We start from the raw sequence: 20371 nt of genomic DNA, 5'->3' as shown, positions 1-20371 counted from the left end.
TCGCCACGGACCGGGGTTGGCCGGAACGGCTACCCGTCGACGGCCCCCCGCACTCTCAGTCGGTCACTGTCGAGAACGGCACCCCGGTTCCTGCCGAGTACATCTCGCAGATCCAGGAGCGCGGACCGTCGTCCGCCGGCGATGTCCACCGGCGGGCCGGCGACCTCCCGCTCACTGACAACGTTCTCGTGGGACACGGTCGCCGCCCCTTCGAAGGGCCCCGTCGCGCTCGTCGCCATGTCCGACTGAGCGGCCGCCCGACCGCTGCTTCACGATCCGTCCGTTCACACCGCTCGGAGGCATGTACCCATGACCGCGCACGGGGGCCAGGAGAAGCTGCTGCCCCTCACCGTAGAAGGCGACCGGGACGCCCCGGACATCAGCGGCTTCCTCCGCGACAACCGGGCCGACCTGCGCCTGAGACTGTCGGAGCACGGCGCCGTGCTGTTGCGGGGGTTCCGCGTCGCAGGCGTACCCGGCTTCGAAGAGGCCGTGCGCACGATGTCGGGGGAGCCGCTCGCCTACGCCGAACGCTCCTCACCGCGAAGCTCCATCAAGGGCAACGTCTACACGTCGACGGACTACCCGCCGGACGAGGAGATCTTCCTCCACAACGAGAACTCCTACCAGGCGTCCTGGCCCCGCCTGCTGTTCTTCTACTGCGACCGGCCGCCCGAGACCCGCGGCGCCACCCCGCTCGCCGACACCCGGCGCCTGTACGCGGCGATCGACCCCGCGGTCCGCGAGGAATTCGACCGCCGCGGCTGGATGGTCGTCCGCAACTTCCACGAGCAGTTCGGCGCGTCGTGGCGTTACATCTTCAACACCGACGACCGCGACGAGGTCGAGCGGTACTGCCGTACGAGGGATGTCGCCTTCAAATGGACGGGTGAGGACGACCTGCGTACCCGGGCCGTGCGCCGTGCGATCCACCTCCACCCGGAGACCGCCGAGCCGGTGTGGTTCAACCACATCACCTTCTTCCACCACACGACCCTCCCCGCGGAGGTGAGCGAAGGCCTCCTGAGCCTGTTCGGCGACGAGGGCCTGCCGAGCAACACCTACTACGGCGACGGCGCTCCCATCCCCGACGATGTGGTCGCGCACCTCAGGGACTGCTACCGCGCGTGCTCCACGCGGTTCGACTGGCAACAGGACGACCTGCTGGTGGTGGACAACATGCTCGCCTCGCACGGACGCGAGCCGTTCACCGGCAGCCGGCGCATCGCGGTGGCCATGGCCGAGGCGTTCACTCCGCCGGCCGCCCCGGACCTCACGGCCCACGCGGCCGCGTGGGTGCGGTGACACGGTGGCCACTGCCTGGAACACCTGGCTGCGGGTCCACACACCACGCCCCCGCGCCCGCATCCGGCTCGTCTGCTTCCCGCACGCGGGAGGCGCCGCGAGTGCCTTCCGCGACTGGGGAGCCCTGCTGCCCGCGGCGATCGAGGTCGCCGTCGTGCAGTACCCAGGCCGGCAGGACCGCTTCGGCGACCCCCTGCCGCAGAGCGTCGCCGAACTCGCCGAGCGCACCGCGGCCGCCGTCGGGGAACGACTGGACCGGCCCACGGCGTTCTTCGGCCACAGCATGGGCGCCACCGTGGCCTTCGAGGCGGCCCGGCTGCTCCAACCCCGGTTCCCCACCCCGCTGGTGCGCCTCTTCGCCTCGGCGCGCAAAGCCCCTGCCGACTGCCGCCCCAACGGGCTGCGCCTGGACGACGACGAGGTCAAGGAACTCGTACGGCGACTGGGCGGCGAGGGAGCGGCCCTGCTGGAGAACGAGGAGCTGTCCCGCCTCGTCCTGCCGGTCCTGCGCCACGACCTGCGCATGGTGGAGAGCTACCGGCATGTCCCCGGCGCTCCGTTGACCTGCCCGATCACCGTGATCGTCGGCAAGGACGACTCGTCCGTCACCCGGGCCGACGCCGAACGCTGGTCCGCCTGCACCATGGCCGCCTGCCGCGTACGCGAACTGGACGGTGGCCACTTCTACTTCGAGAAGTCGCCACGCGACGTCATGGGCCTGCTCGTGGAGGGCCTGCTGTCGGCGGAGGCCGCGCATGCCTGAAACACCGGAACGGCGCTTCCCCCTGACCGCCGTTCAGACGGGCGTCTGGTACGGCCACCAGGCCGACTCCTCTGGCCACCAGTACAACGTCAGCCAGTACGTGGACTTCCGCGGGCACCTCGACCCGACGCTGCTGGCCGAGGCCTGGCGCCGGCTGCGGCAGGAGAGCGAGGTCATGCGGATCAGCGCCGTCGTCGAGGACGACGGGCTGTTCCAGGTCGTCGGCGGCGCCGACGCCGACCTGCCGCTGCTCGACCTCACCGGGGAGCCCGATCCGGAGGCGGCCGCCCTGGAGTGGATGCGCGCACAGTCGCTGCGCCCCATCGACCTGACCAAGGCGCCCTCGGCCTACGCGTTGCTGCGGCTCGCCGAGGACCGGTTCCACTACTACCACTGCTTCCACCACATCCTCATCGACGCCTACGGTGAGTCCCTGCTGCTGCACCGGCTCGCGCAGCTCTACAAGGCTCTGGTCACCGACCGGCCCGCCCCCGACGCGCGGTTCACGACACTGGACGAGCTGACGGCGGAGGAAGCCGCCTATCACGCCTCGCAGGCCTTCGCCCGCGACCGCTCGTACTGGGTCGACCGCTTCTCGGACCGGCCGGAACCCACCCGGTTGGTGGACCTCACCCGGACGGCACGGAGCGACGGCAGCGAGGGGACGACCCTCAACCGGGCCGGCTCCCTGAGCGAGGGGACCGAGCGGCGACTCAGGGAGATCGCCCGTGCGAACGGCGCCGAATGGCCGACGATGCTCATCGCCGCGATGGCCGCCTACACCGCCCGGACCACGAGGCAGCGGGAAGTCGTACTGACAGTGCCGCTCACGGCCAGAATGACCCCCACCGCGCTGCGGGCACCGTTTCTGACGGCCAACGCGATGCCTCTGCGGGTGCCGGTGAACGACGACGACTCGCTCACAAGTCTGCTGCCGGTCGTGACGCGGGAGATCCGGGTCGTGCTCAAGCACCAGCGCTACCTGCACGAGGAACTCCGCCGCGAGCTGGACCTGACGGCGGACGGTCCGGGCCTGCTCGGCGTAATGATCAACGTGATGTCCTTCGACCTCCGGCTCGACTTCGACGGCATTGCGGCCGGGGTCCGCAGCCTGCTGCCCGCGACGACCGGCGACCTGGCACTCCACGTCTTCGACCGTCGCGACGGACACGCTACGCAGCTCGTGTTCGACGCCAACCCCGCGATGTGCGACGCGACGACACTCGACGGGCACCGAGCGCGCTTCCTGCGTTTTCTGGACGCGGCGGCCGGCCGGCCGGACAGCCCGGTCGGTGACCTGCCGTTACTGAGCGAGGCGGAGGAACAGGAACTCACGGAGGGCGCCGACGATCTGCGCACCCGTGTTGCGGACAGGATCCTTCCGGAGCTGTTCGAGGACCAGGTGCGCCGGACCCCGGACGCGGCGGCCCTGGTCACCGCGGACGAGACCCTGACGTACGCGCAGCTCAACGCCCGCGCGAACAGGTTCGCGCGCACACTCATCGCACACGGCGCCGGGCCCGAGCGCTTCGTCGCCCTAGGGCTGCCCCGCTCCACGGACTTCTTCGTCGCCCTGCTCGCCGTGGTCAAGTCGGGCGCGGCCTACGTGCCGATCGACGTCAGCTACCCGGCCGAGCGGGTCTCGCGCATGCTGGCCGACTGCGCACCGGTCTGCGTGGTGACCACCGAGGACTCCGGACTCGTCGCGCCACGCGGAGTACCGCGCCTGACCGTCGACGCGCCCGGCGAGTACGAGGGTGACGAACACGATGTGACGCAGGAGGAGCGTGCCGGACGACTGAGCCCGGCGAACGCCGCCTACATGATCTACACATCCGGTTCGACAGGCCTGCCCAAGGGCGTGGTGATCAGCCAGGGCAGCGTCGTGGGTTTCGCGGGCGTCTACGCCCGAGTGCTCGGTGTCGAATCCCACCACCGGGTGCTGCAGTTCCTCTCGCTGAGCTTCGACGCGTCCGGCGCGGACTACTGGCCGGTCTGGAACGCGGGGGCCCAGGTGGTTCTGACGCCGCCGCACGCGGCCCTGCCGGGCCCGGAACTGACCCGGTTCATGCGCGAACAGAGGATCACCCACGCCGGGTGGACCCCGTCCATAGCGGAGAGCGTTCCCGACGAGGAGCTCCCGGACCTCGTACACCTCATGGTCGGCGGCGCCGCTCCCAGTCCGGGCCTCATCGCACGCTGGTCGGCGCGGTGCCGGGTGCGCAATGTGTACGGTCCGACCGAGAACACGGTCGCCGCCACCGCCAGCGCCCCGCTCGACGGCGAGCAGCACGCCCCGATCGGCAGTGCCCTGCCCAACACCCGCCTCTTCGTCCTCGACGACGACCTGCGTCCCGTCCCGCCGGGCACCACAGGCGAACTGTTCCTGTCCGGCGCCGGACTGGCCCGCGGCTACTGGCGGCGGCCCGCCGGGACCGCCGAACAGTTCATGCCCTGCCCGTTCGGACCGCCCGGCGCCCGCATGTACCGCACCGGCGACCTGGTGCGCCGCCGGGCCGACGGCGCGCTCGACTACATCGGACGCACCGACGGACAGGTGAAGATCCGCGGCTACCGGATCGAACCGGGCGAGGTGCAGGCCGTCCTCACCGACCACAACGAGGTGGCCTCCGCGGAGGTACTGGTCCGGGAGGACGAGCAGGGCGTACGCCGACTCGTCGGTTACGTCATTCCCCCTGCCGGCACACGTCCGCGCGCCGCCGACCTCCGCGTCTGGGCCCGCACCCGGCTGCCGGACTTCATGGTGCCGGCCGCGGTGGTCGTACTCGACGCGGGGGAGTGGCCACTGACCCCCAACGGCAAAGTGGACACCGGCCGGCTGCCCCTACCCGACTTCTCCGCGCTCGTCTCGGGCCGCGAGCCGGCCACCCAGCGCGAAAAGGTGCTGTGCGAGCTGATGGCGGAGATCCTCGGCCTGGAACGCGTGGGCACGGACGACTCGTTCTTCGACCTCGGCGGCGACAGCATCATCGCCACCCGCCTGGCGTCGTCGGCGTGCCGCTCCGGCGTGGCGATCACCGTCCGCGACATCTTCCGGCACCGCACGGTCGAGGCCCTCGTCGCCGCGGCCGGTCCCGACAACCCGGCCGGCGACTTCGCGGACCCGGGCCCTCTGCTGCCTGACGAGGACGAATTGCTCGCCCGGCTGCGGCGGACCCGCCCCGACGTCAGCGAGGTACTGCCGTTGTCCCCGCTGCAGGAGGGCTTCCTCTTCCACGAGCTGCTCCACGAAGGAGCCGCCGACGTCTACGCGGCCCAGCTCCAGCTGGACCTCCACGGCGAACTCGACGTGACGGCGCTGCACGGGGCGGCCCAGCGGGTACTCGACCGGCACGGGAACCTGCGTGCCTCCTTCGTGCACGACATCGGCGACCGGGCGGTCCAGGCGATCCACGCCTCCGTCCCCGTGCCCTGGGACACAGCCGACCTGTCCGGCCTGACTCCCGAACGGAGGGAGGAACGGGCGACGCGGCTGGCCGCCGAGGACCGAGCCCTGCCGTTCGACCTCGACCGGCCGCCGCTCCTGCGGTTCCGGCTGCTCACTCTCGCGCCGGGGCGGCACCGCCTGGTGGTCACGGGACATCACATCCTGGTGGACGCCTGGTCGACGCCGATCCTGCTGCACGAGCTGTTCGCCCTCTACACGGGGCCCGAGCGGACCGGCCCGCTGCCCGCGCCGACGCCCTACCGCGCCTACCTGGCCTGGCTCGCCGCCCAGGACGGCGCCGCGGCCGATCGCGCCTGGACCGCCGCTCTGGCCGGTCTCGCCGAGCCCACCCTGGTGGCGCCCGGTGCCGCCGAGTCCTCGCGTCTCGAACAGCACACCCTGTCCGCACGGTTGTCACCCTCGGACACGGCCCGCCTGGACGCCTGGTGCCGTCGGCACCGCGTCACGCTCAACACCGCGGTGCAAGGTGTCTGGGCTCTGCAGCTGTCCCGGTGGACCGGCTCGGACGACGTCGTGTTCGGCACGTCCGTCTCCGGCAGGCCGCCGGAGGTGCCCGGGATGGAGCGCATGGTGGGCCTGTTCACCAACACCCTCCCCGTGCGGGTCACGCTGCGGCCGGGAGAGAGGGTGCGCGACCTGCTGATCCGACTACAGAACGAGCAGGCGGAACTCATGGACCATCAGTACCTGGGCCTCTCCCGCATCCAGCAACTCACCGGATTCGGGGCACTGTTCGACACCACCACGGTCTTCCTCGACGCCTCGATGAACGCCAAGGAGCTCGACATCACGGCGGGCGGCCTGCGGGCGTCCACACACACGCTCGTCGAGGGCACACCCTATCCCCTGCGATTGGCGACGGTCCGCGGCGAGTCCCTCGAACTGGCCCTGAACCACCGGCCCGACGTCGTCACCCCGGATGCGGCCGCCGATCTGCTCGACCGGTGCCTGGACCTCCTGAACTCCCTGGCCGACGACCCGGAACAGCCGGTGGCCGACGCCGGAGCACCGAACGAGGCGGAACAGGGCCGAATACTCGCCGAATGGGGTGGCTACGGAGCATGAGCACCGACACCGTCGATCTCACCCGGCTCACCGACCCGCTGAACCGGGCCGATCCCTACCCCGTCCTGCGGGAACTGGCGCTCGCGTCACCGTCCCGGCCCGCCGAAGGACTCCTGCTCATCGGCCGCCACGCGGACTGCTCCGCCGTACTGCGCCACCCGGCGATGAGCAGCGAACGCGAACGCGCGCGCCTCTCCCCGAACGCGAAGGGGCCCCGAACCCGCAACTTCCTGCACCTGGATCCACCGGACCACACCAGGCTCCGGCGGCTGGTCGCCAAGGCGTTCACCCCGCGTGTGGTCGCCGCGCTGGAACCCCGTATCCGGGAGGCGACCGAGGCGCTCTTCACCGAGGCGGCGGCGAAAGGGCGGTTCGAGGTCGTCTCCGACCTCGCCTATCCACTGCCCCTGCGGATCATGTGCGAACTGCTCGGGGTGCCTTTCGCGGACCGGGACCTGATCCAGGACTGGTCGGGCAAGCTGTCCGAGGCCCTTGAGCCGCCACTGCCCGGGCTGGTCGCCCCGCGCGCCACGACCCAGGCGGCCCAGGCGCGCGCCGAGTTCATCCAGTACTTCCGCGAACTCATCGCCCGACGCCGCACCGACCCGCGTGACGACCTCGTCTCCCACCTGGTACAGGTCGAGGAGTCCGGTGACCGGCTGGACGAGCACGAGCTGCTCGCCACCTGCATCCTCCTCATCAACGCCGGCCACGAGACGACGGTCAATCTGATCAGCAACGGCGTCCTGGCCCTGCTGCGCCACCCCGACCAGCTGGAACTCCTGCGCAGCCGACCCGAGTTGTCCGGGGACGCGGTGGAGGAGGTGCTCCGCTACGACGCGCCCGTGCACGTGACGTCACGCGTGGCGCGCGAAACGGTCGATCTCCCCGGTGTACACGCCGAGGAGGGCGACTTCCTGGTGCTGCTCCTGGGCGCGGCGAACCGGGACCCCGACGTCTTCCCGGACCCGGACCGGTTCGACATCACGCGCTCGCCCGGCGCACCGCACCTGTCGTTCTCGGCCGGCCCGCACTTCTGCCTCGGAGCGGGGCTCGCACGGCTTGAGGTGCGCATCGCCTTCGAACTCTTCGCCTCGCGCATGGTCGGCCCGCGGCTGGCGGCTCAGGGCCTGTCGTACAAGCCCAACCTCAGCCTGCGCGGCCCCGACCGGCTCGAAGTGGCCTACGACGGCATCCGACCGGCGGAAACAGAATGAGGAGTGGATACGTGGACGAGCTGACCCTGGCGACGAGCGTCGCGGCACTTCTGCGGTGGCGAGTCCGCGAGAAGCGCGACGATCAGGCGGTCGCCCATGTCGCACACTTCGACGGTCCCGACGGCGTCACCTCGTGGACGTACGGCAGGCTGGACGAGGAGGCCCGTGCCGTGGCCGCCCGGCTGCGGCACCGGAACAGCCCGGGCGACCGGGTCCTGTTGCTGTATCCGGTGGGGCTGCCGTTCGTGGCCGCCTTCATCGGCTGCCTGTACGCGGGCGTCATCGCGGTGCCCGCACCGGAGCCCGGACAGTACAGCCAGCAGCGGCGCCGCCTCAGAGCCATCGCGACGGACGCCGACGTACGGACCGTGCTGACCGACGCGTCGGCCCACGAGGCGGTGCTGACCTGGCGCGCCGAGGACCGCCTCGACCACCTCCAGGTGATCGCGACGGACATCCCGGACCAGGACTCCGGCATCCTGGACGAGGGCGACGCCGGTGACGCCGTGGAGACGGACCACGGCACGGTCGTGCTCCTCCAGTACACCTCGGGGTCCACCGGCGACGCCAAGGGCGTCATGATCACCAACGGCAACATGCTGCACAACGGCGCGGCCTACCTGCGGGGCATGGGGCAGCAGCCCGGCTACCGCTCCGGCGGCTGGCTCCCGCTGTACCACGACATGGGACTGAGCGCGCAGCTGCTGCCCGCCCTCATGGCCGGCGGCAGCTGCCACCTGATGCAGCCGATGACGTTCGTGCGGCGCCCCCATCTCTGGCTGCGCATGATCGACACCTTCGGCATCCAGGTGTCCCACGCGCCCAACTTCGCCTACGAGTTGTGCCAGCGCAAGATCAAGGACGAGCAGGTGGCGGGCCTGGACCTGTCCCGCTGGGAGTACGCGGGCAACGGCTCGGAGCCGGTGCAGGCCTCGGTCCTCACGGCCTTCGCGAAGCGCTTCGCCGACCATGGCTTCCGCGAGACGGCCCTCGGCCCGAGCTACGGTATGGCCGAGACCGTCGTCTATGTCAGCGGCGCCTCCGGCCGCCGGCCCGTCGTCCGCAGCGTCGACGCGGAACTGCTCGAACAGGGCGAGTTTGCGCCGGCCCGGCTGGGACGGCAGGCGCGCCATCTGGTCGGGTGCGGTCCGGTGGAGGATGCCTACGACGTGAGTGTCGTCGATCCGGTCACGAGACGGACGATGCCTCCGGACGGACTCGGCGAGATCTGGTTGCGGGGCCCCAGCGTCTCGCAGGGGTACTGGCGCAGGAAGGAGTCGTCGCGGGAGACGTTCGATGCCCAACTGGCGGACGGCGACGGCGGGTGGCTGCGCACCGGCGATCTCGGGATCGTCATCGACGGGGAGATCTTTGTGAGCGGGCGCATCAAAGACCTGCTCATCGTGCGCGGCCGCAACCTCTACCCCCACGACATCGAGAACGAACTGCGCCTCCAGCATCCCGAACTCGGCCAGGTCGGCGCGGCCTTCGGAGTGTCCTCGACGGAGGCCGAGCCGACCGAGGAGCGTGTCGTGGTGACGCACGAGGTGCGGGGGAACGACGCCGACCGGCTCGCGGCGCTGGGGAAGGCGATGAAACTGACCGTCGCCCGCGAGTTCGGCACGGAGAGCACCGTCGCCCTGCTCAGACCCGGCTCGGTCCTGCGCACCACGAGCGGCAAGGTCCGCCGCGGCGAGATGCGCCGCCTCTACCTGGCCGGTGAACTCGCCCCGGTCTGGCAGGGCTGAGTTCCCGAGCCGAGCGGCAGCTCCACCGATCCACCCGACAACCTCTTGAGGAGACGAAATGACCACCCCTGCCGACAGCCCGGAGCGAGAGACCCTGGCCACCTGGCTGACCGAGTGTGTCGCCGCCCATGTGGAAATGGCCCCCGCGGAGATCAAGCCCGCCGAGCCGATGTCGTCGTACGGCCTGGACTCCATCGGTGCCACCTCCCTGCTCGTTCAGATCGAGGAACGGGTCGGGCGCGAGCTGGACGCCAACGTGCCCTGGGACTATCCGACCATCGATGCCCTCACCGACTTCGTGCTGCAATTGCAGCTGTCGGACACGGCGTCGGACAGCATAGGGGCCGTGTGAGATGCCGACCGTCGAATCCGTTGTCGCGAAGGATGCACCGGCTCTGGCCAGGATCATGTCGCACGTTGTTGAATTGTGGCCGGAGCACGAGAAATTTTTGACCAGCAGTCTCGCAGGGATTGATGCGCGTTCTCTCGGAAACTCGGAGGAGCTCGCGAGTCTGGTATGGAGACTGGTCGAACCCGAGATCGACGCCGTAGTGACCAGCTATCGTTGGGTGTGCCGAAGGCTCCTTGACGAGGAGCTGTACTTTCGCAGACACGGTCGCTATCGCTACGCCTCGGTCCGTGAAGTGGAGGAGTCGGGTTTCTATGATTCCGAGGACGTCCATCACTATCACCGGGGACTCCTGCTGTCCCAGGTCCTGTGGCGCAATCACGCCAGTATCTCCCAGGTGTATGTGCGCGATTTCCTGTCCCGGTGTGATTCGGAAAGCCGGCTCCTGGAGGTCGGCCCGGGGCACGGTCTGTTCCTCGCGCTGGCCGCCCGGCACGCCACCCGGGCGCTTACCGGATGGGACATCAGCCCCGAGAGCCTCCAGTACACGCGGAGGAATCTCGCCGAAATGGGTGTGAGCGGCGTCGACCTCGCTCTGCACGACATTCAGGACGGGGTGCTGGGCAACGACGGGTTCGACCGTGTCGTGGCAAGCGAATTGTTGGAACACGTGGAAAACCCGGGAGGGGTGCTGCGCTCGCTGGCCGGCGTCATGAGACCGGGAGCTGAGATTTTCATCAATGTTCCCGTGAATAGCCCGGCACCTGATCACATCTACCTGTGGAGCACCCCGGAGGACTTCTTTAAGTTTGTCTCTTCAAATGGAATTATTCCGATGGAGACCTATACGTTCCCTATGTCCGGATATTCCGAGAGGCGGGCGCTCGACAGCCGCGTCACGATCTCTTGCGTGGTGATCGGAAAGGTGCAATAGGGGTCGCGTGGTTAGCGTGGGGTGCAATGGTTTTATGTTGACGGTGTGACTGCAGGTCGTTACACTTTGGAAGATCAGTGTTCGATTTAGGCGAGAGTTTGAGCGGGTATCGTCGAACGTCTCGTAGGTTTTTGGCGAAGCCGGAAGCACGGGGGATTCGTGCACGCTGCCGGAGGGGGCTTTTCCATGCTCCTTTGGTCGTGTGCTTTAAAGCCACGTCGATTACGCTGGCCGGCGTCATGATGCCGGACCGGGTCGGGTGGGCGAGTCATGATCATGCCGACGCCTGAGTCCTCCATGCCTGCGACCCACGTCGAGCCCCGAGGCGCGCCGTTGATCTCAGGGAGGGAATGTGGAATTCAAGCTCCTCGGTCCAGTGCAGGCGGGCAGTCATGACTGCGAAGTGATCATTTCTGGGTCGAAGATATCCACTGTCATCGCGTCGCTTCTCCTCGCCAGGGAGAGGCTTGTCGGAAGCGATCGCATGAGCTATTTATTATGGGGTGCGCAGCCTCCAGCCACTCGAAGCGCTCAGATCTACACGTATATTTCGAGGCTGCGCAAAGCGCTCGGCCATGATGTCCAAGTGGAACGTAAGGGATCGGGATACCTCCTCAGAATGAACGGGTCCCGGTTGGATGTCGTGGAGTTCGAGGAGCTGTGCCGGACGGGCCAGGCCGAACTGGCCCGAGGGGATTACGCTTCGTCCGCCGAGTCCCTGCGGCGCGCCCTCGGACTGTGGCGAGGGCCGGCGCTCACCAATGTGACGAGTTACCTCGAGGACGCCGAGAGACCAAGGCTGGACGAACTCAGGAACGCGGCACACGAAAGCAGGATCGAGGCTGATCTTGGCCTGGGCCGGCATCGGAGCCTCATTCCCGAACTCACCGCCCTCGTCTCGGAGTACCCGACCCGGGAGAAGCTCCGTTCCCAACTCATGATTGCCCTCTATCGGTGTGACCGGCAGAGCGAGGCGATCGACATGTTTCACGCGGCGCGCCGGTATCTCGCGGACGAACTGGGGGTGGCCCCGGGCGACACCCTCAACAACACATACCTCGCTGTGCTCAGAGGCAATGTCGATCTCCTGATGCCTGCGCCATCTGTGTCCTGACGGCTCCGGTGGGCCGGGGCACAGTGGTCACCCCGCGCACGTCGTGCTGCTCGCGGCGCCGCCGTACGATCCGGTGGACGGCGACACCGCTGATTCCCACCAGGGGAACCAGGAGCGTGACGAGCGGTATCCAGGGTGCCGCGCGCTCGGAGGATGCCCGGGCTACGGCACCCAGTCCGACATAGAGGGCCGACCAGAGCAGCGAGCTGATCGCCGACCACCTGAGAAACCATCGGAACGACCTGTTCGAGGCGCCGGCCGCCAGGGGTGCCAGCGTGTGTGCCACCGGGACGAAGCGAAGCCACACCAGTGTGTGCCACCGCTGCCCCTCGCTGACGAATTCCCTGGCCCGCTGCCAGTGCCGCGGTTGTGACATCCGGCCGCAGAGGGACTGCGACAGGCGACGGCCGAGCCGGTGCCCGACTCCGTAACCCACCACTTCGCCGATGACCGACCCGATCGTGGCCGCGGCCACGAAGCTCAGATAGCGGCCCGGATCCGTCGAGACCGTTCCGGACAGCACGGTGAGAGAGTCGCCCGGCAACATCAGCCCTACGAAGATCAGTGTCTCCCCGACCATGACGGCACACAGCAGCAGTGCCAGAAGGGCCACGGGTTGTCCGGCCAGGTGGTCGTACAGGGTCGCGACGGAGAAGCCCATCGATGCCTCCCCGCTACTCAGCCGTGGCGGCTGAGATCGTAGAAGAATCCCGGAACGGGCGTCAGTTCCTGCCGCAGCGCGACCTGGTCGTGGACGAACTTCGCCAACACCAGGTCCAGTACGCCCAGGCCGAACGGCGAGAAGACAACAGGGCCGTCGGCGGGCGGTGTGGTGGCTCCGGTCAGCAGGTCGTACAGGGTGCCGTCGATGAACTCGCGGTTGCCCTCGCACTGTTCGGTCAGATGCACCGAGGTGTTGGCCTTGAGAACGTGATCGATGTCGTCGACGATGTTGTACGACCTGGTGATCACATCCGGTGACAGGTCGCGCAGGGAGACGTTCAGCACGATCGGGCCGTGTTCGAACGCGTCGGTGCCGGTCAGGTACGGCTCCCCGGCGGTGGTCGCGAGGACCACCAGGTCCGACGACCGGATCAGTTCCTCGACGTCCTCGTGGACGACGATCTCCGGCGGAGCCGCCGACACCGAGGGGTCGGCGGCCACTCGTTCGAGGTGCCCGCGGAAGCCTGCCGCACTGTTCGCCGACAGGTCGTGCAGGCCGATCTGTTCGAACTCGAACCCGGACTTCTCCAGGTACTTGTGGATGTATCGCGCGATGAGCCCCAACCCGACGAAGCCGACCCGCCGGGGCCGCTGGCGGCCGGGCCGGCGCTCGCTCAGCGCCGCGGCGGCCACCGCGGCCGAGGCCGCGGTGCGCGAGGCGCTGATGATCGAGCTCTCCAGGCAAGCGAAGGGATAGCCGGTGTCCGCGTCGTTGAGGATCAGCACGGCGGAGGCCCGGGGTATGCCTTGTTCCACGTTCTCCGGAAAGCTGGAGATCCACTTGATGCCGTGCACGTCGACGTCACCTCCGACGGAGGCCGGCAGCGCGATGATGCGCGATGAGGGCCGGTCGGGGAACCGCAGGAAGTAGGAGTCGGGGTTGATCGTGGCGCCCTCGCCGTGCAGTCGGTAGGCGTTCTCGACGAGACGGAGGACTTCCTTCTCCTGCCCGCTGAGCACGCCGTCGACCTGGGCGCCCGAGATCACCGAAAAGGACGGAACCGGGCTCATACGACGCTCCTGACTAGGCGATCCGAACGAGCTGGGTTATCCGGACGGGCTGGGCGTTCCGGACGAGCGGTGGGTTCACTCCTTCGAGGCTCATACCCTCGAGGCTCACGCCTTCGCCGGTTCAACCCTGGGACCGGGGCGCACTCAGGGACTCGTCCTCGCCGCTCTGCACCAGGACCGAGGGCTCCGTGTGTCCGGGAGCGGGGAACGGCTCCGAGGCCGCCGCTTCCGTCCTGCGCCCCGGCAGCCACTGCATCCAACGGGGGAGGGCCCAGGTGTTCTCGCCCAGCAGGGACATCACCGCGGGAAGCAGCACACCCCGCACGAGGGTCGCGTCGATGAGGATCGCCAGTGACATCCCGACACCGAGCATCTTGTACTCGATGGCCGACAGCGTGACGAAGATGCTGAAGACGGCGACCATGATGACGGCCGCGCTGGTCACCACGCCGGCACTCGTGGCGATACCGCTGACGACGGCGGTCTTCGGTTCCTCGCCGGCCAGCCGTCGTTCACGGATCCGGCTCAGGATGAAGATGTGGTAATCCATGCTCAGGCCGAAGAGCAGTACGAACATGAACAGCGGCAGCCAGCTGGTCACTCCGCCGTAAGGTGTGAAGTCCAGGAGCGAACTGAGGTGACCGTCCTGGAAGACCCAGGTGACGGCACCGTAGGCGGCAGTGATCGACAGCAGGTTGAGGACGATCGAGATGACCGGGACGGCCAGCGACCGGAAGGAGACGAGCAGGAGGATGAAGGCCACGGCGAGCACGAACGCCAGGACGACGGGTGTGGTGTCCTTCAGCGTCTTGGTGAAGTCGTACGGCTGGGCCGTCTGACCGTTCACCGCGTACTCGATGCCGTCGACCTTGCCCAGAGTCGGGGGCAGGAGGTCCTCGCGGAGGGTTTCCAGAGCGGCGTTCGATGTCTTGTCGGTCCCGGACCCGGCCAGCGGTACTTTGACCACGAGAGCGTCGCCGACCGTGGTGCTGGTGATCGAGGTGCCGATCTGTCCGTTGGTGTCGGCCGCCCGCTCGCGCAGGGAGTCGACCGCTTGGCGCACCGCCGGGTCGCCCACCTTGTCGCCCCAGACCACGAGCCGTGCCGGAGACGGATCACCGGGGAAGGCTTTGTCCATGCGGGCCACTGTTTCGACGGCGGGGTTGGTGTGCGGCATGCTGTCCGTGACGGACGGATCCTGCAGACGCATGTCCAGCGCGGGGAGCGCGACCGCCAGCAGCGCGAGCAGCGCGACACCGCCCCACGCCAGCGGACGACGGACCACGGCCCGGGCCACCGCGGCCCACACCCGTGACTCTCCCGCGGCGGTGCGTCGGCGGCCCAGCCAGGGGATCCGGCCCTTGTCGACGCGGTGGCCCAGCACGGACAGGAGGGCCGGCAGTACGGTCATGGAGCCAATCACCGTCAGCCCGACGACGATGCTGGTGCCGACGGCGAGGCCGCGGAAGACGTCCATTCCGGTCAGGTACAGGCCGGAGAGGCAGAGCATCACGGTGACACCGGAGAGCACGACGGCGTGCCCGGAGGTACGGGCGGTCACCTGGAGGGCTTCCTTGAAGTCGCGGCCCCGATGCCTTTCCTCACGCTCGCGGCGCAGGTAGAAGAGCGAGTAGTCGACGCCGACGGCCATGCCGATCAGGAGCACCACGGAGGAGACAGTGCTGTTGATCGGGATCACATGGCCCAGTGCCTGGAGGAAACCGAGGGCGGAGAGCACGGCGGTGATCGAGAGCAGCAGCGGGACGCTCGCCGCGATCAGCGCGCCGAACACGACGAGCAGGATGATCAGGGTCAGCGGCAACGAAATGACTTCGGAACGCTGGAAGTCGTCGTCGTAGGCGTTGTCCACCGCGGCTCGCGTACTCATGTCGCCGGCTTGGCCTACCCAGACGTTCTCGTGGCGGTCCTGGACGGCGTTGATCGATTTCCACGCCGTCTCGGAGTGCAGGCCCAACTCCTCGTCGGGACCGGTGACTTCGAAGGTCACGAGCCCGGAGCGGCCGTCTTTGGAGAGGAGGCTCTCGTTGCCCTTGTCCAGAGGTGAGCGGATGCCGGTGACCGACTCGGACTCGCGCTTCAGCGTCTGCACCATGTCGGTGACCGCCGCCTGGATCTCCGTCGAGGAGAACCGGGCCCGGCTGTCGGCCTCACGCGGCTGGATCAGTACGTTCTCGTGGACGGGCTCGTCGGTCTGCTGCGAACGCAGCACATCCTGTGCCCGTCCCGATTCCCCGGGGTCGGTCGTCAGTGCTTCGCTGCCCGTCACCAGGATGCTGGCCAGTAATGCGACGAGGACCAGTGCGAACCAGCCCCCGATCGCGGTCTTGCGGTGTAGTACCGACCACGCGGTGACGCGTTCGACGAAGGTGCCGCGGGGGCCGCCGACCGCCTCGTCGGGACTCGGCTTGCCAATGCCCGGCATGACGTGTAGTCCTTCCTCAGGGAGTGTGTACCTGCGAGAACTCGCCTACGGCGAGATGGAGCGCTCTTCCATACCCGGGCTGACGAGTTGCTGCTCGTCGGCCCGGGGCCGTTCTGTGGTGCCGCGTCGAGATCGCTGCTTGATTTTTTATTCGGTGCCCAATCGGCGCCTGTTCGTTGCCCGTCCCGTGCTACTCGGTCTCCTTGAGGATCCGTTCCACGCCGTCCAGCCGGTTCTGCATGTCCTCGAGCCGTAAGTTGACCGTCTCCAGTTGGCGCAACAGCGTCTGCTGTGTCTTTGCGCTCTCCTCGGACAGGTCCCGGTAGTCCGACTCGCGGGACAGCAGCGCCTTGGCCCGGGTGGTGGTGGCGCGTTTCCAGATGAGGACCACGATCACGGACGTGACCAGGATGAAGACTCCGAAGATTGCGGCTACGGCCTGCCACTGGTACTCGTCATCCATCGGATGACTCCTTTCGTCCGGTCTGTGATCCATCACGAGGAGGCAGTGTGAGGGTCTGCGCGGCGTCCGCGATGGTTTCCGGGGTGAGGAGGACCGTGAAGGGGGTCACCTCGTAGTACTTCATTGCTTTCCCGTCCTCCGAGAGCTGAAGTTCAGCCGTGACCAGCTCGGCCGCCTCCAGTTTGCGGAGGTGCACCTGCAGCAGGGCGCGGCTGATACCCAGCTCCCGAGCCAACTCGCTCACATAGCTGCGCTTGCCTGAGAGTGCCGCGACGACACGCATACGGTGCGGATTGGCGAGCGCCGACGCAGCCCGCAGCATGTGGTCGCCATTCATCCTCCGCATACCAGCTCCTTGCTCGTGCTAAGAAATACTTGCAGGTGCCCGCGGATAGTGCAACCCCTGTGTACGCGTGCGGCACGGGACGCGGGTCCGAGTGTCACTGGGCGTGGCTCTCGCCGCAGTGTCCCTGGCCGTGAGCGCAGCCAAGCGAAGCGGTCCGTGAGTCACCGCGGGCCTACAAGCTCAGGCGGTCCTACGTTGTTTGTGGGTTGGACGGGTCGTCGTAAGGTCCAGAAGCACAGAGACACCAGGTACGGCTTTCAGGCGGTTGCACTCGATGGTTTGCCTCAGCTGGCCGCCCGGTGTCTCACGACGACTCGCCCCCGGTTACTGACCTTTTCGGATTGGCTTCGGGGGGTCTGAAGCGAGGGTCAGTCCGGTTTCGGTGCGGCAGCCGTCGATGAGTTCTGGATGGCGCTGGATGCGGGCGAGCCCTCGGCGGAGGGTGCGGGTGAGGTGGTCGGGGTCGGTGAACGCGGTGTTGGCCATCGGCCCGCGCCGCAGCAGAGACCAGATGGCCTCCACGGGCTTCAAGTCCGGGCTGCAGGAGGGAAGTTGGATGATGGTGAGCCATTCATGGTCGGCCGCGTACTTCCTCATTCCGGCGGCACGATGGGTGTTCAAGTTGTCCCAGACGACGACGATCGGGGCGCCGAGTTGCAGGTGCGCGCGGACTAGGAGGTCACGGTAGATAGGTATTCCGCATACGGGCAGCCGAACCGACTGGCTGCCCGGCTCTCTGGGCTGCCGCACCCGTGACCTAGGGGGCCGCAACCCTGCGGGCGCGGGGAGCAGCCGGCCGTGTGGTTCTGGGCGACGTCGGTCGCGGGATCAACCCCGCGGGTGTGGGGAGCAGGTCGTAGTGGCAGGAGGGATCAACCCCTCGGGCGCGGGGAGCACAAGAAACTGGTCGAGCCCGCCCAGGATCTCGTGGGATCATCCCCGCAGGTGCGGGGAGCAGCGGACGTCGAACGCGGCGACCTGGCGGGGGTCGGGACCAATCCCGCGCCCGCGGGGATGGTCCCCGCAACCGGGCGGTGCGCCTGCTCACGGAAGCGCGCTCCCTGGCCGGATGCACTCTCTACCAGCCTCGGAACCGGTCCCAGGCCATGGACATCCCAGGGACTTCGCAGGGACTTTCACGCCTGTCCCAGGGAATTTTGAGGGACTTTCCGCCGTGTAAAGAGGGAAGGCCCTGACAGCGTTGAAAGATAAGAACACGCTGGTCAGGGCCTATATCGTGTATCGTCAGCATTCGATGATGTTCACCGCGAGGCCTCCGCGCGGTCTCCTTGTACTTCACGGACATGTCCGCGCAGGTGTCCTTCATGGTCTTGATGACCTTGCCGGCCTCGACGTACGCGTCCGCCCTCCCATCCCGTTGGCAGGCCCGACGACGGCAGCACGCATTTCACTGCTCGTCTCGACGCGCTCCCGGGCAGGGTCGTCGCGGATGCTGTCGGCGGGCGCCTCGGTCAGCAGGTCGCCGACCCGGACGTGGGGGCAGCCGGATGATTGAAGGAGCGCCGGTGCGCGTGGAGGTCCGGGCTGGAACTGGCCGTAGCGGTGTAGTGCGCTTGATGTGCGTGCGCGGCGAGGACTGAACTCCGAATCTCAGGAACGCCAGTGGCGCCGTCGGTGCGGACATGGCGAGGCCTCTTTGGCGAGCACTCTCCGTGAAGGCTGACGGATGCTCAGATATCTCTGATGCATCGTCATTAATTTAAGATCATCTTGCACGCACGTTGCACAAGGTGATGAAAAACAGCGATGATCAATAGAGGGTCCTGCAAGTGTGTAACGGCAGGTCAGAAGGCATTTAGGAGTGTCGTGCCCCTCATCTCCCAGGGGCACGACACCCCCGCCGATCAGATGTCCCGGAAGATCTCGATCTGCGCCCCGATGGAGTTGAGCCGCTCCGCCAGGTCCTCGTAACCCCGGTTGATGACGTACACGTTCCGCAGCACGGACGTGCCCTCCGCCGCCATCATCGCCAGCAGGACGACCACGGCCGGCCGCAAGGCCGGCGGGCACATCATCTCGGCGGCGCGCCAGCGGGTCGGGCCCTCGACCAACACGCGGTGCGGGTCGAGGAGTTGGAGGCGTCCGCCGAGGCGGTTGAGGTCGGTGAGGTAGATCGCGCGGTTGTCGTAGACCCAGTCGTGGATGAGGGTCTGGCCCTGCGCGACCGCCGCGATCGCCGCGAAGAACGGGACGTTGTCGATGTTCAGGCCGGGGAACGGCATCGGGTGGATCTTGTCGATCGGCGCCTCCAGCTTGGAGGGCCGGACCGTGAGGTCCACCAGGCGCGTACGGCCGTTGTCGGCGACGTACTCGGGCGTGCGATCGTGGTCGAGGCCCATCTCCTCCAGGACCGCGAGCTCGATCTCCAGGAACTCGATGGGCACCCGGCGGACCGTCAGCTCCGACTCGGTGACGACGGCGGCGGCCAGCAGGCTCATCGCCTCGACCGGGTCCTCGGAGGGGGAGTAGTCGACGTCGACGTCGATGGTCGGCACGCCGTGCACGGTGAGGGTGGTCGTGCCGATGCCCTCGACCCGTACGCCGAGCGCCTCCAGGAAGAAGCAGAGGTCCTGGACCATGTAGTTGGAGGACGCGTTGCGGATGACCGTGACGCCCTCGTGGCGGGCGGCGGCGAGCAGCGCGTTCTCGGTGACGGTGTCGCCGCGCTCGGTCAGCACGATCGGCCGGTCGGGGGAGACGGCCCGGTCGACCCGCGCGTGGTACAGCCCCTCGGTCGCGGCGATGTCCAGGCCGAACCGCCGCAGCGCGATCATGTGCGGCTCGATGGTGCGCGTACCGAGGTCGCAGCCGCCCGCGTACGGCAGCTTGAAGCTGTCCATGCGGTGCAGCAGCGGGCCGAGGAACATGATGATCGAGCGGGTGCGGCGGGCCGCCTCCGCGTCGATCGACGCCATCTCCAGCTCGGCCGGCGGCACGATCTCCAGGTCGACGCCGTCGTTGATCCAGCGGGTGCGGACGCCGATCGAGCCGAGTACCTCCAGAAGGCGGTACACCTCCTCGATCCGCGCGACCCGGCGCAGCACTGTGCGCCCCTTGTTGAGGAGCGAGGCGCACAGCAGTGCCACGCACGCGTTCTTGCTGGTCTTCACGTCGATGGCACCGGAGAGCCGGCGACCGCCGACGACCCGCAGATGCATCGGGCCGGCATAGCCCAGTGAGACGATTTCGCTGTCCAGCGCTTCACCGATTCGAGCGATCATCTCAAGGCTGATGTTTTGGTTGCCGCGCTCGATGCGGTTGACGGCGCTCTGACTGGTGCCGAGTGCCTCGGCAAGCTGCGTCTGTGTCCAGCCCCGGTGCTGGCGGGCGTCACGGATGAGCTTGCCGATACGTACGAGGTAGTCGTCTGCCATGAGGCCGAGGTTATCTCAGATATGAG

The 20371-nt window shown here is 68.0% G+C and carries 14 protein-coding genes and 1 pseudogene; 8 read left to right on the top strand and 7 right to left on the bottom strand.

Annotated elements, in window-relative coordinates; all coding sequences use genetic code 11:
- Nucleotides 1-309 precede the first annotated feature (309 nt).
- The 8 genes from OH768_RS13525 to OH768_RS13490 all read left to right on the top strand — a co-directional run bounded on the left by OH768_RS13525 (nucleotide 310) and on the right by OH768_RS13490 (nucleotide 11964).
- Nucleotides 310-1305: a TauD/TfdA family dioxygenase gene (locus OH768_RS13525; RefSeq protein WP_406453376.1), complete on the top strand. Its 996-nt coding sequence runs from the start codon at nucleotides 310-312 to the stop codon at nucleotides 1303-1305.
- Nucleotides 1306-1309: 4 nt separating this feature from the next.
- Entirely contained in the window at nucleotides 1310-2068 is a 759-nt protein-coding gene (locus OH768_RS13520) for a thioesterase II family protein (protein WP_406453374.1), read from the top strand.
- On the top strand, nucleotides 2061-6602 hold the full coding sequence (locus OH768_RS13515) for a non-ribosomal peptide synthetase (protein ID WP_406453372.1): 4542 nt from the start codon (nucleotides 2061-2063) through the stop codon (nucleotides 6600-6602). Before OH768_RS13520 ends, OH768_RS13515 begins: the two co-directional genes overlap by 8 nt.
- Nucleotides 6599-7819, top strand: a complete 1221-nt coding sequence (locus tag OH768_RS13510) for a cytochrome P450 (RefSeq protein WP_406453370.1) — start codon at nucleotides 6599-6601, stop codon at nucleotides 7817-7819. Before OH768_RS13515 ends, OH768_RS13510 begins: the two co-directional genes overlap by 4 nt.
- 11 nt (nucleotides 7820-7830) lie before the next feature.
- Nucleotides 7831-9567 (top strand): fatty acyl-AMP ligase, encoded by a 1737-nt coding sequence (locus OH768_RS13505; protein ID WP_406453368.1) that lies wholly within the window; start codon nucleotides 7831-7833, stop codon nucleotides 9565-9567.
- Nucleotides 9568-9625: 58 nt separating this feature from the next.
- On the top strand, nucleotides 9626-9919 hold the full coding sequence (locus OH768_RS13500; RefSeq protein ID WP_406453366.1) for an acyl carrier protein: 294 nt from the start codon (nucleotides 9626-9628) through the stop codon (nucleotides 9917-9919).
- A gap of 1 nt (nucleotide 9920) precedes the next feature.
- Nucleotides 9921-10850 carry a class I SAM-dependent methyltransferase gene (locus tag OH768_RS13495; protein WP_406453364.1) on the top strand — a complete coding sequence of 310 codons (930 nt, stop codon included), beginning with the start codon at nucleotides 9921-9923 and terminating at the stop codon, nucleotides 10848-10850.
- Nucleotides 10851-11202: 352 nt separating this feature from the next.
- Nucleotides 11203-11964 (top strand): BTAD domain-containing putative transcriptional regulator, encoded by a 762-nt coding sequence (locus tag OH768_RS13490; RefSeq protein WP_406453362.1) that lies wholly within the window; start codon nucleotides 11203-11205, stop codon nucleotides 11962-11964.
- Here OH768_RS13490 and OH768_RS13485 read toward each other — a convergent pair.
- The 7 genes and pseudogenes from OH768_RS13485 to OH768_RS13455 all read right to left on the bottom strand — a co-directional run bounded on the left by OH768_RS13485 (nucleotide 11918) and on the right by OH768_RS13455 (nucleotide 20345).
- Entirely contained in the window at nucleotides 11918-12625 is a 708-nt protein-coding gene (locus tag OH768_RS13485; RefSeq protein ID WP_406453360.1) for a DedA family protein, read from the bottom strand. The genes OH768_RS13490 and OH768_RS13485 overlap by 47 nt on opposite strands.
- A gap of 17 nt (nucleotides 12626-12642) precedes the next feature.
- Nucleotides 12643-13698, bottom strand: coding sequence for a 2,3-diaminopropionate biosynthesis protein SbnB (gene sbnB, locus OH768_RS13480; protein ID WP_406453358.1), 1056 nt, complete (start codon nucleotides 13696-13698; stop codon nucleotides 12643-12645).
- 121 nt (nucleotides 13699-13819) lie between these two features.
- Nucleotides 13820-16141: an MMPL family transporter gene (locus tag OH768_RS13475; protein WP_406453356.1), complete on the bottom strand. Its 2322-nt coding sequence runs from the start codon at nucleotides 16139-16141 to the stop codon at nucleotides 13820-13822.
- Nucleotides 16142-16331: 190 nt separating this feature from the next.
- Entirely contained in the window at nucleotides 16332-16604 is a 273-nt protein-coding gene (locus OH768_RS13470; RefSeq protein WP_406453354.1) for a hypothetical protein, read from the bottom strand.
- Nucleotides 16597-16941 (bottom strand): ArsR/SmtB family transcription factor, encoded by a 345-nt coding sequence (locus OH768_RS13465; RefSeq protein ID WP_406453352.1) that lies wholly within the window; start codon nucleotides 16939-16941, stop codon nucleotides 16597-16599. Before OH768_RS13465 ends, OH768_RS13470 begins: the two co-directional genes overlap by 8 nt.
- A 333-nt stretch (nucleotides 16942-17274) precedes the next feature.
- A pseudogene (locus tag OH768_RS13460) lies at nucleotides 17275-17637 on the bottom strand (transposase); the annotation flags it as partial.
- A 1178-nt stretch (nucleotides 17638-18815) separates the two neighbouring features.
- Nucleotides 18816-20345: a UDP-N-acetylglucosamine 1-carboxyvinyltransferase gene (locus OH768_RS13455; RefSeq protein ID WP_359605754.1), complete on the bottom strand. Its 1530-nt coding sequence runs from the start codon at nucleotides 20343-20345 to the stop codon at nucleotides 18816-18818.
- Nucleotides 20346-20371 lie beyond the last annotated feature (26 nt).

This window comes from Streptomyces sp. NBC_01622 (assembly GCF_045209635.1).
Taxonomy (GTDB): domain Bacteria; phylum Actinomycetota; class Actinomycetes; order Streptomycetales; family Streptomycetaceae; genus Streptomyces.
The sequence above is the reverse complement of the archived record's forward strand: the minus strand, read 5'-3'. Positions and strand labels throughout refer to the sequence as shown.